Source organism: Aeromicrobium sp. MLTX1 (assembly GCF_046452335.1).
GTDB lineage: Bacteria > Actinomycetota > Actinomycetes > Propionibacteriales > Nocardioidaceae > Aeromicrobium.
This window is the reverse complement of sequence record NZ_JBKFDN010000001.1, coordinates 469,786-483,947: the sequence shown is the minus strand read 5'-3', so window position 1 is coordinate 483,947 and position 14,162 is coordinate 469,786. Positions and strand designations below refer to the sequence as shown.

Genomic DNA, 14,162 nt, shown 5'->3' with positions numbered 1-14,162 from the left:
ATGAGGATCGAGACCACGCCCGTCCCCGGCCTGCTGGTGGCGCACCTGGACGTGCACGAGGACAACCGCGGCTGGTTCAAGGAGAACTGGCAGCGGGAGCGGATGGTCGCGGCCGGCCTGCCCGACTTCGGTCCGGTGCAGCAGAACGTCTCGTTCAACGCGGCCGCGGGCACGATCCGCGGCATCCACGCCGAGCCGTGGGACAAGTACGTGTCGGTGGCGGCGGGCCGGGCGTTCGGGGCGTGGGTCGACCTGCGCGAGGGCGAGTCGTTCGGCGCCACCTTCTGGACCGAGCTCGACCCCCGCACGGCCGTGTTCGTGCCGCGCGGGGTGGCCAACTCGTTCCAGGTGCTCGACGACGACACGGCCTACTCGTACCTCGTCAACGAGCACTGGAGCCCCGACGCGGTCTACGCCAACGTCAACCTGCTCGACCCCGAGGTCGCGATCCCGTGGCCGCTGCCGGTGGGGGAGATGTCCGAGAAGGACCGCGCCCACCCCCTGCTGGCCGAGGTCGCCCCGATGGCGCCGCGGCGCACCGTGGTGATCGGCGCGGGCGGCCAGCTCGGCCGGGCGCTGCAGCGGGTGCTGCCCGACGCCGAGTTCCACGACTTCCCCGAGGTCGACCTCTCGCGGCCCGAGACGCTCGGCTCGATCGACTGGAGCGGCGTCGGCACGCTGATCAACGCCGCCGCCTACACGAACGTGGACGGCGCCGAGACGCCCGAGGGCAGGCGGCTGTGCTGGGCGATCAACGTCACCGGCGTCGCGGCGATGGCGCGGATCGCGACGGACCGCGGGCTCACGTTCGTCAACGTCTCGAGCGACTACGTCTTCGACGGCACGGTCGAGGAGCACCGGGTGGACGAGCCGGTCTCGCCGCTGGGCGTCTACGGCCAGACGAAGGCGGCGACCGAGGCGGTCACGTCGGTCGTTCCGCGGCACTACCTCGTGCGCACCAGCTGGGTCGTGGGCGAGGGCGCGAACTTCGTCGACACGATGCGCCGGCTCGCGCGCGAGGGCGTCTCGCCGTCGGTGGTCAACGACCAGCTCGGCCGGCTGACGCCCGCCTCCGTGCTGGCCGAGGGGATCGTCGACCTGCTGCGGTCCGAGGCGCCGTACGGGATCCACCACGTCACCGGCCGTGGGCCGGTCGAGTCGTGGGCCGACATCGCCCGCCGGGTCTTCGCCGAGGAGGGCCGCGACCCCGCCGACGTCCGCGGCGTCAGCACGCAGGAGTACCTCGCCGGCCGCCCCGCCGCCCCTCGCCCCCGCCACTCCGCGCTGCGGCTGCCGGAGTGACGGTTTCCCCGGTTAACCGGGGAAACCGTCACTTCACGTGGTTCGCAAACCCCGTGAAGTGACAGGAAACCTCGTTCAGTCGGCCGGATAGGGTGACCGGGTGGCGCGCACCCTGACACCGATCGATCCCGCCGAGTTCGCGGCGATCTGCGCGCGCATCGACGCCGGCGACGCCGACCGCGCCGACCTCAAGGCCGCCACGAAGCACCTGCTGGCCCTGCTCCAGCGCAAGGCGCCCGGGCACAGCGTCGAGGTCCGCATCCCGCCGTTCGCCGCCATCCAGTGCATCGCCGGCGCCAGCCACACGCGCGGCACGCCGCCGGCGGTCGTCGAGACCGACGCCGAGACCTGGATCGCCCTCGCACGCGGGCGGCTGGCCTGGGCAGACGCGTCCGTGCGGGCGAGCGGCGAGCGATCCGACCTCTCCCCACTGCTGCCGCTGGCCCCGTGAGGGCGCTCGCTAGGGTCTTCCCCATGCGCGTGCGACTCCTGCTCCTGTCGGTCCTGGCCCTCCCGCTGCTCGCGGCCTGCGGAGGCGGCGACGACTCCGACGCCGGCTCGAGCGAGTGCTCGTACGTCGAGGAGTCGGCGGCCGCGAAGGACGCCGAGCTTCCACCGTCCGACCTGCTCGCCCCCGAGCAGCTGACGGTGAAGACCAACCGGGGCGACTTCGGTCTCACGCTCACGCCCGACGCCGCGCCGTGCACCGTGAACTCGTTCGCGTCGCTGGCCGAGCAGGGCTACTTCGACGGCACGAAGTGCCACCGCCTGGTGCCGGGCTTCGTGCTCCAGTGCGGCGACCCGTCCGCCACCGGCACGGGCGGCCCCGGCTACAGCTTCGACGACGAGCTGAGCGGCGACGAGACCTACCCCGCCGGCACGCTCGCGATGGCCAACAGCGGCCCCGACACGAACGGCTCGCAGTTCTTCATCGTCCTCGAGGACGCCGCCCTGCCCGCCGCCTACACGGTGTTCGGCACGGTCGACGAGGCCGGGATGGACGCCGCCCGCGCCATCGCCGAGGAGGGCAACGGCGCGGACGGCGTCGCTCCGAAGAACGACGTCGTGATCGAGTCGGTCTCCTGACTCAGACCTGGCGGCCGTTCGACCAGTAGGGCTTGCGCAGGTCGCGCTTGAGGATCTTGCCCGAGGGGTTGCGCGGCAGCAGCTCGACGATGTCGATGCTCCTCGGCACCTTGTAGTGCGCCAGCTGCTCGCGGGCCCACGCGATGATCTCGGCCTCGGTCGCCTCGGCGCCGGGCCGCAGGGCGACGACCGCCTTGACCGACTCGCCCCACGTGTCGTCGGGGACGCCGATGATCGCGACCTCGAGCAGCGCCGGGTGCTCGGACAGGACCCGCTCGACCTCCGGCGAGTACACGTTCTCGCCGCCGGTGATGATCATGTCCTTGATCCGGTCCTCGACGTAGACGTAGCCGTCGGCGTCGATCCGTCCGATGTCACCGGTGCGGACCCAGCCGTCGCCGGCGTACAGCTCGGCCGTGGCCTCGGGCTTGCCGTGGTAGCCGGGCGTCGCCTGGTCCGTGCGGAACCACAGCTCACCGGGCTCACCGGGGGCGACGTCCTGCAACGTCGCCGGGTCGACCACGCGCGCCTCGACGCCCGGGATCGGCTTGCCGGCCGACAGCAGCCGCTCGGGGTGCTCGAGGTCGCGGTGCTCGTCGTCGTGCAGCATCGTGACGACGCCGCAGAACTCGGTCAGGCCGTACACCTGGTAGAACGCCGTGTTCGGCCAGTGCTCCTGCGCCCCGCGCAGGATCGTCAGCGGCATCGGTGCCGCGCCGTAGGAGAATCCACGCAGGCCGCTGAACAGCTTCATCGCGTCGGGCCCGGCCTGCAGCAGCATCGCCACGACGGCGGGCACGAGGAACGCGTGGGTGACGCCCGACATCATCGCGCCGGCCAGGGCGGTGGGCTCGACCTCGCGGATGATGTGCCCCGGCACCCGGTTCTTGAGGCCGAACATCGCGTAGGACGTGCCGCCGACGTGGAACATCGGCATCGCGATGAGCATCTTGGCGCCCTCGCCGTAGGCGATGCCGGTGTCGGCGGCCTCGGTGTGGGCGACGAGGTTGCGCTGGGTCAGCAGCACGCCCTTGGGGCGTCCGGTCGTGCCCGAGCTGTACATGATGACGACCGGGTCGTCGGCCGTGACGTCGTCGGCCTGCTCGAGCGCCTCGCCCGCGGACTGCCAGGCCTCGAGCTCGTCGGCGTCGCCGCCCATCACGATGATCCGCTCGACGGTCGTGAGCCTCTCGCGGATCATCTCGACCTGGTCGAGCAGCTCGTGACCGACGAACAGCACCTTCGCGCCGGCGTCGTTGATCGTGTAGTCGAGCTCGTCGCCGGCGAGGCGCCAGTTGACGATCGCCGTGGCCGCGCCGAGCAGGCTCGCGCCGAGCACCAGCTGCAGGATCGCGGGGTTGTTCTTGTCGACGACGGCGATGTGGTCGCCGTGACCGATGCCCTCGGCGCGCAGCGCGCCCGCGGTGCGCTGGACGGACTCCCAGACCTGCGCCCAGGTCCACTCGCGCCCTTCGTAGATCCAGCCGGTCTCGTCGGGCGCGGCCTGGGCGGCAGCGCGCGCGTGGTCGGCGATGAAGGCGGCATCGGTCATGAGGTCTCCTGGAGGCCGGTGGTGAGGTGGGTCACACGGTAGTGCGACGGGGCGCCGCACGGAAGACTTCCAGTCAAGGTTGATTGTTAATGGCCATTCCGGCTTTCCGGTGCCGGTCGGGGAACGTGCGGACGGCCGCTAGACTGGGACCCGTGCCCCGCGGAGATGGTCTCCTGACCCACGAGCTCGACCCCAGCGACGCCGGCCCCCAGGACGCCTGTGGCGTCTTCGGTGTCTGGGCCCCCGGTGAGGAGGTCGCCAAGCTCACGTACTTCGGTCTCTACGCCCTGCAGCACCGCGGGCAGGAGTCGGCCGGCATCGCCGTCAGCAACGGCCGGCAGATCCTCGTCTACAAGGACATGGGACTGGTGTCCCAGGTCTTCGACGAGGCCACCCTGGAGTCCCTCGCCGGCCAGATCGCGATCGGCCACGCGCGCTACTCCACCACCGGCGCCAGCGTGTGGCAGAACGCCCAGCCCACCTTCCGGCCCACCGCCCAGGGCTCGGTCGCGCTGGGGCACAACGGCAACCTGACCAACACCCACGAGCTCGTCCAGCTGCTGCGCGAGCGCACCGAGGGCGACGCGAAGTCCGCCTCGGCCGAGACGGCCACCACCGACACGTCGGTCATGGCCTCGCTGCTGGCGTCCTACCGCGACCGCTCGGTCGAGGACGCGGCACTCGAGGTGCTGCCGCAGCTGCGCGGCGCCTTCTCCCTGGTCTTCATGGACGAGACCACGCTCTACGGCGCGCGCGACCCACAGGGGATCCGCCCGCTCGTGCTGGGTCGACTGGAGCGCGGCTGGGTCATCGCCAGCGAGACCGCGGCCCTCGACATCGTGGGCGCGTCCTACATCCGTGAGATCGAGCCCGGCGAGTTCGTCGCGATCGACGAGAACGGACTGCGCAGCAGCCGGTTCGCCGACGCCGCGCCGAAGGGCTGCATCTTCGAGTACGTCTACCTCGCGCGTCCCGACACCACGATCAACGAGCAGCGCGTGTTCAGCGTGCGCGAGCGCATCGGCCGCAAGCTCGCGAACACCGCGCCGGTCGAGGCCGACCTGGTGATCCCGGTGCCCGAGTCGGGCACGCCCGCCGCGATCGGCTACGCCGAGGAGAGCGGCATCCCGTTCGGCCACGGCCTGGTCAAGAACTCCTACGTGGGCCGCACGTTCATCCAGCCGTCGCAGACGATCCGCCAGCTCGGCATCCGGCTGAAGCTCAACCCGCTGCGCGACGTCATCGCCGGCAAGCGCCTCGTCGTCGTGGACGACTCGATCGTGCGCGGCAACACCCAGCGGGCCCTCGTGCGGATGCTGCGCGAGTTCGGCGCGGCCGAGGTGCACGTGCGCATCTCCAGCCCGCCGGTGAAGTGGCCGTGCTTCTACGGCATCGACTTCGCCTCGCGCGCCGAGCTGATCGCCAACGGCCTGAGCGTCGACGAGATCTGCCGCTCGATCGGCGCCGACAGCCTGTCCTACGTCTCGCTCGACGACCTGATCGAGGCGACGAACGTCCCCGCGGACAACCTGTGCCGCGCCTGCTTCGACGGCATCTACCCGGTGGAGCTGCCGGACGACGACCTCATCGGCAAGCACCTGCTGGAGCTGCCGCAGAACGGGACCGAGCCCCTGAAGGTGATCCAGTGACCTCGTACGCCTCCGCCGGAGTCTCCATCGAAGAGGGCGACCGCGCGGTCGAGCTCATGAAGCAGTGGGTCGCGAAGGCCACCCGCCCCGAGGTCGTCGGTGGCATCGGCGGCTTCGCGGGCCTCTTCGACGCCTCGGCACTGAAGGACTACCGCCGCCCCCTGCTGGCCACCAGCGCCGACGGCGTGGGCACCAAGGTCGCGATCGCGCAGCGCATGGATCGCCACGACACGATCGGCTTCGACCTCGTCGGCATGCTCGTCGACGACCTCGTCGTGTGCGGTGCCGAGCCGCTGTTCCTGACCGACTACATCGCCTGCGGCAAGGTCGTCCCCGAGCGGATCGCCGACATCGTCAAGGGCATCGCCGCGGCGTGCGCCGAGACCGGCACCGCGCTGCTGGGCGGCGAGACCGCCGAGCACCCGGGCCTGCTGGGACCCGACGAGTACGACGTCGCCGGCTCCACCACCGGCGTGGTCGAGGCCGACCGCCTGCTCGGCGCCGACCTCGTGCGCGACGGCGACGTCGTGATCGCCATGGCCTCGTCCGGACTGCACTCCAACGGCTACTCGCTCGTGCGCCACGTCTTCTTCGAGAAGGCCGGCTGGGAGCTCGACCGCGAGGTGCCCGAGTTCGGCCGCACCCTCGGCGAGGAGCTGCTGACCCCCACGCGCCTCTACACCAAGCCGTGCCTGGCGCTGGCCGACGGCGTCGAGGTCCACGCGATGTCCCACATCACCGGGGGCGGCCTGGCGGCCAACCTCGAGCGCGTGCTGCCCGACACGGTCTCGGTGCGCCTCGACCGGTCCTCCTGGACGCCGGCGCCCGTCTTCACCCTCGTCGGCGAGCTCGGCGGAGTGGCCCAGGCCGACCTCGACCAGGCGCTCAACATGGGCGTCGGCATGGTCGCGATCGTCGCGCAGGACGCGGCCGACGCGGCGGTCTCGCTGCTGGCCGATCAGGGCGTCGACGCGTGGATCGCGGGCGAGGTCGCAGCGGCCGATGTGCACGGCAAGGGCGGATCCGTCACCCTCGGCTGAGAATATTCGCTGCAATCCCGGCTCCCGCACTCGCCGAGCCGGGGCCGCTTCATGCGTTCTGGGAGTGTTTGGGTACGCTGGTACCACGACATACTGGACCACTGAGTGCGAGGGGGTCGAGCCCATGGGCCGCGGCCGTGCCAAAGCGAAGCAGACCAAGGTCGCTCGCGATCTCAAGTATCGGACATTGGACACTGACTTCAATGATCTCGAACGAGAACTTCACGGAGAGTCCGGGGATCCCATCCCGGATCAGTACGCTGATCTCGCCAAGAAACTGGGAGGCCCTGCCGCCAGTTGAGCGGTAGGGCAGACGTCTCTCCCCGCCTCCGGGCGGAACCCACCGAATCGTCACCCGTGGGGCACCTGCGTGCCCCACGGGTCTCGGTGCTGGTCCCTCAGCGGGACAGCTGGCTGGGCCACCAGAACCGGCGGCCGCACAGGGCCACCAGTGCCGGCGTCGCGACACCGCGCACCAGCACCGTGTCCAGCAGCACGCCGAAGCCGACGACGACGCCGAGCTGTGCCAGCAGCACGAGCGGCAGCACGCCCAGCACGGTGAACACGGCGGCCAGCAGGACGCCGGCACTCGTGATGACACCGCCGGTGACCGCGAGCGCCTTGACGATCGAGTCGGTGGCGTCGTGCGACACGGCCATCTCCTCGCGCGCCCGTGCGGTGAGGAAGATGTTGTAGTCCACGCCGAGGGCGACCAGGAAGATGAAGGCGAGCAGCGGCGTGCTCACGTCCATCGCGGACCAGCCGAGGACGTGGTCGAACAGCAGCCAGCCGACGCCGAGCGCCGACAGGTAGGACAGTACGGTGGTCGCACACAGCACCACCGCGGCCACGACCGAGCGCAGCAGGATCAGCAGCATCAGCAGGACGATCGCCAGCACGATCGGGATGACCTTGAGGCGGTCGTCGGCGGCGGTCTGGGCCTCGTCGAGCGCCTGGGCGTCCGGTCCCCCGACGAGGGCGTCGGGGTCGGCGTCCTTCACGGCGCTGCGGAGGTCCTCGATCGTGGTGAGGGCCTGCTCGCTCTCGGGTGCGACCGAGAGCACGACCTGGACCTCGGCAACCTCGTCGGAGGCGCCGGCCGGGCGGGCGCTCTCGACGCCCGCGACCTGGCTCGCGGCGGCCGTGACGTCCTCGACCCTGTCGGGGCTGGTCGCCACGGTGGTGGGCGCCGAGATGCCGGCGGGGAACGCGTCCTGCAGCGTCTCCTGCGCCTGGATGGACTCGGGCGTGTCGAGGAACTGCTCGCTCTGGCCGAGGCCGGTCGAGAGGGTCAGCGCCCCGGCGGCCATGGCGCCGAGCACGGCGATGGAGGCGATCGCGACGGGCCACGGGCGCGCCGTGACGGTCCTGCCGACGCGGTACCACCAGCCGCGCTCGCTGGGGTCGGGGTCGCCGTTGCGCGGGACGAACGGCCAGAACAGCCAGCGGCCCGGCAGCACCATCGCCGACGGCAGGATCAGCAGCGCGAAGGCGACCGCGATGACCAGGCCGATGGCACCGGCCAAGCCGATGCCGCTGACGAACGGGGAGTCGGCGATCAGCAGCGACAGCAGCGCCAGGATCACGGTGCCCGAGCTCGACAGGATGGCCGGAGCGGCGCCGCCGACGGCGGTCCGCATCGCCTCGTGGCGCGACTCGTGACGGCGCAGCTCCTCGCGGTAGCGGGCGATCAGCAGCAGCGCGTAGTTCGTGCCCGCGCCGAAGACCAGGACCGACGTGATGCCGGTGATCGAGCCGTCGATCTCGAAGTCGAAGAGGCCGGAGGCGCCCTCGAGCACCTTTGCGGCCACGCGGTCGCCGACCCCGATCACGGTGAGGGGCACGAGCCACAGCCACGGGCTGCGGTAGGTGACGATCAGCAGCACCGCGACGACGGCGGCGGTGACGGCGAGCAGGCGCACGTCGGCGCCGTCGAACACGGCCCCGAGATCCGCCTGGACGGCGGGGGCGCCGGTCACCTCGGCCGTGACGCCGTCGGGCAGGTCCTGCTTCGCGACCTCGCGGATGCGGTCGACCAGCTCGGCGTTCTCGTCGTTGCTCAGGCCTGACTTCACCGGGATCGCGACGATCGCGGCGGCGCCGTCCTCCGACGGCACGGGCGGGCTGGCCTGGAGGTCGAGCTCGGAGCCCAGGGTCTGGGCGCGCTCGCCCAGCGCCTGGAGGTCCTGCGGAGACAGGCCGCCGTCGCGCGAGTAGACGACGATCGCGGGGGACTCGTCGGCCTCGGGCAGCTGCTCGAGCAGCGCCGCGGCGCGCGAGGCCTCGGCGGAGTCGGGGAGGTTCGAGCCGGCCTCGTTGCCGGAGGTCGGCTCCGGCGCGAAGGCCATGACGAGGCCGGAGACGATCAGTCCCAGCAGTACGACCACGAGGGAACGTCGGGGACCCACGAGGTGGGCGAGCGGAAAGGTCCGTGCAGCGCGGCGATTCACGATAGAAGGCTAGACGGTCTAACAAGATTCGGCTCAGCCACCCGACAGCGACAGGGCGCCGTCGACGACGTCGTGCAGGTGGCGTCGGAATCGCTCGAAGGTGACGCTCTCGGTCGGGTCGGACCGCCGTCCGGCGGAGTCGACGACGCCGGCGCGGCTGAACGCGTGCGTGGTCCACACGATCGTGTAGACGAGCAGGTCGAGGTCGGCGTCGGTCGTGACTCCCGCGCGGTCGAGCAGCGCCCGCACGTGGTCGGCGACCCGCTCGACCAGGGGGCCGGTGAACTCCGCCTCGAGCTCGGACAGCATCTCGCCCTCGGCGAGCCAGCGGCGCATCCACAGGGCGGGGACCTCGGGGTGCGTGACGCAGAACCGCAGGTACGCGTCGACGAACGCGTGCAGTCCGTCCCGGGCGGCCCGGGGGCTGCCGTCCGCCCGCGGGAGCGTGGACAGCGCGGCCTCGACGGAGTCGCGCTGTGCCTCATGGGCCGCCCGCATGACCTCGCGGTACAGGTCGCTCTTGCCGCCCACGTGATAGGCCACCGTGGCGATGTTGAGGCCCACGGCGTCGGCGATCGCCCGCGTGCTGGTGGCGTCGTACCCGCGCTCGGCGAACAGCCGGGATGCGGCGTCGAGGATGCGCTCACGGCTCGACGGGGCGGTCATGGGTGTCACCCTACGGCATGGCTCCATCGGGTGATGGACCGCGTTTGCGCAGGTCAGAAGTACTTGCGTCGTTCTCCATCATGCGATTGAATGAGGCGATTCGAGACTCCGGTCACACCCTCGGAAGGACACGCACATGCCCCTTCACGTCGCCGTCGTCGGCGCCGGAGCCGCCGGCCTCGCCGCCGCCACGTCACTGCTGGACGAGGGGCTGGAGGTGACGGTGCTCGAGCTGGGCGACCGGCCCGGAGGTCTGTGGGTCCAGGGCAACGCCAGCGGGCTCTCGCCCGCGTACGACTCGCTGCACCTCAACACGAGCAAGGGCCGCACCGAGTTCGCGGACTTCCCGATGCCGGACGACTGGCCCGACTACCCGTCCGCCGCGATGATCGCGGGCTACCTCGCCGACTACGCGGAGCGGTTCGGCGTCATCGAGCGCATCCGCTTCGGGACGGAGGTCGTGTCGGTCGAGCGCGGCACGGCCGGCTGGACCGTGGTGTCCCGGGAGGGCGACGCCGAGACCACCGAGGTGTTCGACGCCGTCGTCGTCGCGAACGGTCACAACTGGGACCCGCGCTGGCCCGAGCCGGAGCACCCGGGGACCTTCGACGGCGAGCAGCTGCACGCGCACGACTACCGCAGCGCCGCGCGCTTCGACGGGAAGCGGGTCATGGTCGTCGGGATGGGCAACTCGGCGATGGACATCGCGGTCGACGCCTCGTACGTGGGCAGCGGGCCGGTCCTGCTCTCGGCGCGTCACGGGGTCCACATCGTGCCGAAGTACCTGTTCGGCCGCCCCGCCGATGCGACCGGAGCCGTGCTCGCCGCCCTGCCGTGGCGCGTGCGCCAGAGGATCGCCGAGACGATGCTGCGGCTGGCCGTCGGCACCCCTCAGTCCTACGGTCTCCCCGCCCCCGCGGGCGGCCTGTTCCAGAACCACCCCACGATCAGCGACACGATCCTGCACCGCGTCACGCACGGGGAGGTGGTCGCTCGGCCCGGGATCGAGCGCTTCGACGGCTCGCGCGTGCACTTCACCGACGGCACCTCCGACGAGGTCGACGTCATCGTGTGGGCGACGGGCTACCGCGTCACCATCCCGTTCCTGGGCGAGCGGTGGATCGGCGCCGACCCGGAGCGCCTGCCGCTGTACCAGCGGGTCTTCCACCTCGAGGATCCCGGCCTCGCGTTCGTGGGGCTCATGCAGTCCACCGGTGCGGCGCTGCCCGTCGTCGAGGCGCAGGCCAAGCTCGTCGCGGCGCACCTCGCGGGCCGGTACGCCCTCCCGGAGCCCGCGGAGCAGCGCTCGGTCGTCGAGGCGGCGCACGCCGCGGCCGTCGCCCGGTGGGGCCAGAAGCGGCCCATGATGCGCATCGACTTCGACCAGTACGTCGCCGCCGTGCCGAAGGAGATCGCCGCCGGCGTCGCCCGCGCCGGCCGCGGTGCCACCACCTTCCGTCCCGTCCGCCAGGAGGCCCGCGCATGAGGCTCTCGTTCCTCACGTCCCGTCGGCCCGCAGCCGGCCGTCGCGTGCTCATCACGGGCGCGTCGGGCACGCTCGGCCGCGAGCTCGGTCGCCGCCTCGTGTCCGAGGGCGCGGTCGTGGTGGGTCTCGACGTCGCGCCCACCGGCGACGAGCCGTTCGAGGTCGTCGCCTGCGACATCACCGACGAGGACTCGGCGGCCCAGGGCGTCGACCGCGCACTCGAGCTGCTGGGCGGCCTCGACGTGCTGGTCAACAATGCCGGGATCGGCGGCCCGGCCCCGGCCGAGCTCGCCCCCGGCGACGAGGTCCGACGCCAGCTCGAGATCAACCTCGTGGGAACGTGGCGGATCACGGCCGCCTGCGTCGCAGCGCTCGTCGAGGCCCGCGGTCGCGTCGTGATGGTGACCTCGCGCATGGCGGTCATGCAGCTGCCGCTGGCGGCGGCGTACGGCGCCTCGAAGCGGGCGATGGTCGCCTACGCGGACGCGCTGCGGCTCGAGCTCGGCACGCACGTCGGCGTCACGTGCGTGTACCCCTCGGCCGTCCGGAGCCCGATCCACGACTCGACCGCCGCGGCGGGCCTGTCGCTGGAGGGCATGAGCACGTACGAGTCGCTCGAGGGCGTCGTCGACGCGATCCACCTCGCCGCGCTCTCCGTCCGCCCGCGCCGCGACATCACCACCACGGGCAAGGGCGCGGTCGAGTTCCTCCTCGCCCGCCACCTGCCGCAGGTCACGGACCGGATCGTGCTGCGCACGCTGGCCGCCCGCGCCACGGCCGGTGCGTTCGACGGCGCGCAGCTGGCCGCCGGCGTCGTCGCCCGCCACCGTGACACGGCGGGTGCCCGATGAGCGCCCGTGAGGAGCTGCCCGTCGAGGACGGCACCCGTGCGCCGATGGGAGCACTGTCGGCCTACGCGTCCGGCTCGTTCGGCATGGGCGTGTGGGTCACGGTGCCCGGACTGCTCCTGCTCTACTTCCTCACGGACATCCTCGGCGTCGCCGCCGCACTGGCCGGCCTGACGCTGTTCCTGCCGAAGATCATCGACGTCGTCGTGCATCCGCTGATCGGCTCCCGCTCGGACCGGCAGGCCCGCGCCCACGGGCACCGCCGCCGGATGATGACCGGCGGCATCGCCCTCGGCTTCGCGATGGTCGCGATGTTCACCGTTCCCGCGGGCCTCGAGGGCGCGCCGGCGGCGGCGTGGGTCGGCGGCTGGTACGTCGTCGGCAACCTGCTGTTCGCGATGTTCCAGGTGCCGTACCTGACCACGCCGTCGGACCTGCGGATCGGCTACCACGAGCGGACCCGGGTCTTCATGTTCCGGATGCTGTTCCTCACGGTCGGCCTGCTCGGTGCGGGCGTCGCCGCCCCGGCGCTCGTCGCCAGCGAGCAGCGCGACGACTACACGACCATGGCCGCCGTGCTGGCGGTCGTCATGATCGTCTCGGCGATCGTCGCGATCGGCGGTGTGCGCAGGCTGACGGAGGCCTGCGGGTCCCGCACGCCCGCGGAGACCGCGGGTCACTCGACGCGCGACGACATCCGGGTCGCCTGGGCCGACCGCGACTTCCGCATGCTGGTGCTGTCGTACCTGTTCACCGGCACCACGACGCACCTGTTCATGGCGGCGCTGCCGTACTTCACGCGCTACGTGTTCGACAGCGCCGGACTGACGGCCGTCTTCATGGGCTGCTTCCTCGGGCCCGCCGTGCTGGCCGGTCCGCTGTGGCTCAGGGCCTCGCGGACGATCGGCAAGCAGCGCGGCCTGCTGCTGTCGCAGACGATCTTCGTCCTGGGCTCGCTCGCCGTGGCCCTCGGTGCCTGGCTCGACCAGGTCGCGGTGTCCGTGGTGGTCGTGGCGGTGATGGGCTTCGCGTTCGCCGGCCTGCAGCTCTTCGCGTTCTCGATGGTTCCCGACGCGGTCGCGGCGGCGGAGGAGAAGGGCGACTCGCAGGCCGGCGCGTACACGGGCGTGTGGACCGCGACCGAGGCCCTCGGCACCGCGGCAGGACCGTACCTGTACTCCGCGGCGCTCGCGCTGGGCGGGTTCGTCTCCAGCACGGCCGACGTCGACGTGACGCAGCCGGACTCGGCGATGGCGGCGCTGCTGCTGGGCTTCACGGTCCTCCCGGCGGCCCTCATGGTCGTGGCGATCGTGTTCCAGCGCCGCTACCGGCTCGACCCGGCGCGCGTCGGGTGAGCGCCGAGCTCGTCGCCGGACCGTCGTCCGGCGATCTCGTGCTGCTCGCGATCGCCGCGGGGGCGTTCGCGCAGGCCGCGACGGGGATGGGCTTCTCGCTCGTCGCGGCACCCGTGCTGATCGCGGCCCACGGGCACGGCGAGGGCGTCGCGCTCGTCGTGCTGCTGGCGGCGTGCTCGTCGGTGCTGCCGCTCGTGCGCGAGGGGCAGCACGCCCGTCGGCCGGACGCGGCGCGGTTGCTCGTGCCGACGCTCCTCGCGACGCCCGTGGTGGCATGGGCTCTGGTGCCGGTCGACCATCGGCTGCTCGCGGTCGCGGGCGGACTCGGCGTCGTGGTGGGCGTCGCGATGCTCGGCTCGGGCTGGCGCTCGGCGTGGCTGCGTCGTCCGGTGGGTGCGGTGGTCACCGGGCTGGCGAGCGCGGGGCTGAACGTCGTCGGCGGCGTCGGCGGGCCGCCCGTGGGCCTGTACGCGGCCAACTCCACGTGGACCCCGGCCGAGACCCGCGGCACTCTGCACGCCTTCCTCATCGTGCAGAACCTCGTGACGGCCCTGGTCGTCGGACTCGTCCTGCCGTCGTGGCCGATGCTCGCGGCGCTCGCCGCGGGCACGCTGGCCGGCCTGGTCCTCGCGCCCCGACTCTCGGCCGCCGGCGCCCGGGCGGCGATCCTCGGGGTCTCCGCCGTGGGAGGCGTCGCCCTGCTGGTCGGGGCGTGACCCCTCCCACGC

The 14,162-nt window shown here is 72.1% G+C and carries 13 protein-coding genes; 10 read left to right on the top strand and 3 right to left on the bottom strand.

Annotation, left to right across the window (positions count from 1 at the left end):
- The 3 genes from ACK99Q_RS02270 (at position 1) to ACK99Q_RS02260 (ending at position 2,388) form a co-directional block, all read left to right on the top strand.
- A complete protein-coding gene (locus ACK99Q_RS02270; RefSeq protein ID WP_410184620.1) occupies positions 1-1,302 on the top strand; it encodes a sugar nucleotide-binding protein in 1,302 nt (433 codons plus the stop codon).
- Positions 1,303-1,402: 100 nt separating this feature from the next.
- A complete protein-coding gene (locus ACK99Q_RS02265; RefSeq protein ID WP_410184619.1) occupies positions 1,403-1,753 on the top strand; it encodes a sterol carrier family protein in 351 nt (116 codons plus the stop codon).
- A gap of 23 nt (positions 1,754-1,776) precedes the next feature.
- Positions 1,777-2,388, top strand: coding sequence for a peptidylprolyl isomerase (locus ACK99Q_RS02260; RefSeq protein WP_410184618.1), 612 nt, complete (start codon positions 1,777-1,779; stop codon positions 2,386-2,388).
- A 1-nt stretch (position 2,389) separates the two neighbouring features.
- Here ACK99Q_RS02260 and ACK99Q_RS02255 read toward each other — a convergent pair whose 3' ends face one another.
- A complete protein-coding gene (locus tag ACK99Q_RS02255) occupies positions 2,390-3,940 on the bottom strand; it encodes a long-chain-fatty-acid--CoA ligase (RefSeq protein ID WP_410184617.1) in 1,551 nt (516 codons plus the stop codon).
- A 152-nt stretch (positions 3,941-4,092) separates the two neighbouring features.
- On the opposite strand from ACK99Q_RS02255, the gene purF reads away from it, so the two are divergent.
- From purF to ACK99Q_RS02240, 3 genes are all read left to right on the top strand, one after another.
- Positions 4,093-5,589: an amidophosphoribosyltransferase gene (gene purF, locus ACK99Q_RS02250; RefSeq protein WP_410184616.1), complete on the top strand. Its 1,497-nt coding sequence runs from the start codon at positions 4,093-4,095 to the stop codon at positions 5,587-5,589.
- Entirely contained in the window at positions 5,586-6,629 is a 1,044-nt protein-coding gene (gene purM, locus ACK99Q_RS02245; protein WP_410184615.1) for a phosphoribosylformylglycinamidine cyclo-ligase, read from the top strand. The genes purF and purM overlap by 4 nt, the downstream gene beginning before the upstream one ends.
- Before the next feature lie 124 nt (positions 6,630-6,753).
- Complete coding sequence (locus ACK99Q_RS02240; protein ID WP_179426583.1) at positions 6,754-6,930, top strand: DUF3073 domain-containing protein; 177 nt, start codon at positions 6,754-6,756, stop codon at positions 6,928-6,930.
- A gap of 97 nt (positions 6,931-7,027) precedes the next feature.
- Here ACK99Q_RS02240 and ACK99Q_RS02235 read toward each other — a convergent pair whose 3' ends face one another.
- Entirely contained in the window at positions 7,028-9,079 is a 2,052-nt protein-coding gene (locus tag ACK99Q_RS02235) for an MMPL family transporter (RefSeq protein ID WP_410184614.1), read from the bottom strand.
- 33 nt (positions 9,080-9,112) lie between these two features.
- Positions 9,113-9,745, bottom strand: coding sequence for a TetR/AcrR family transcriptional regulator (locus tag ACK99Q_RS02230; RefSeq protein WP_410184613.1), 633 nt, complete (start codon positions 9,743-9,745; stop codon positions 9,113-9,115).
- Positions 9,746-9,881: 136 nt separating this feature from the next.
- On the opposite strand from ACK99Q_RS02230, the gene ACK99Q_RS02225 reads away from it, so the two are divergent.
- From ACK99Q_RS02225 to ACK99Q_RS02210, 4 genes are read left to right on the top strand one after another with little or no spacing between them, the layout of a single operon-like run.
- On the top strand, positions 9,882-11,231 hold the full coding sequence (locus ACK99Q_RS02225; protein WP_410184612.1) for a flavin-containing monooxygenase: 1,350 nt from the start codon (positions 9,882-9,884) through the stop codon (positions 11,229-11,231).
- Positions 11,228-12,082 (top strand): SDR family NAD(P)-dependent oxidoreductase, encoded by an 855-nt coding sequence (locus tag ACK99Q_RS02220; RefSeq protein ID WP_410184611.1) that lies wholly within the window; start codon positions 11,228-11,230, stop codon positions 12,080-12,082. The genes ACK99Q_RS02225 and ACK99Q_RS02220 overlap by 4 nt, the downstream gene beginning before the upstream one ends.
- Positions 12,079-13,434 carry an MFS transporter gene (locus ACK99Q_RS02215; RefSeq protein ID WP_410184610.1) on the top strand — a complete coding sequence of 452 codons (1,356 nt, stop codon included), beginning with the start codon at positions 12,079-12,081 and terminating at the stop codon, positions 13,432-13,434. The genes ACK99Q_RS02220 and ACK99Q_RS02215 overlap by 4 nt, the downstream gene beginning before the upstream one ends.
- The gene (locus ACK99Q_RS02210) at positions 13,431-14,150 is read left to right on the top strand and encodes a TSUP family transporter (protein WP_410184609.1); all 720 of its coding nucleotides are present in this window, start codon (positions 13,431-13,433) and stop codon (positions 14,148-14,150) included. The genes ACK99Q_RS02215 and ACK99Q_RS02210 overlap by 4 nt, the downstream gene beginning before the upstream one ends.
- Positions 14,151-14,162 lie beyond the last annotated feature (12 nt).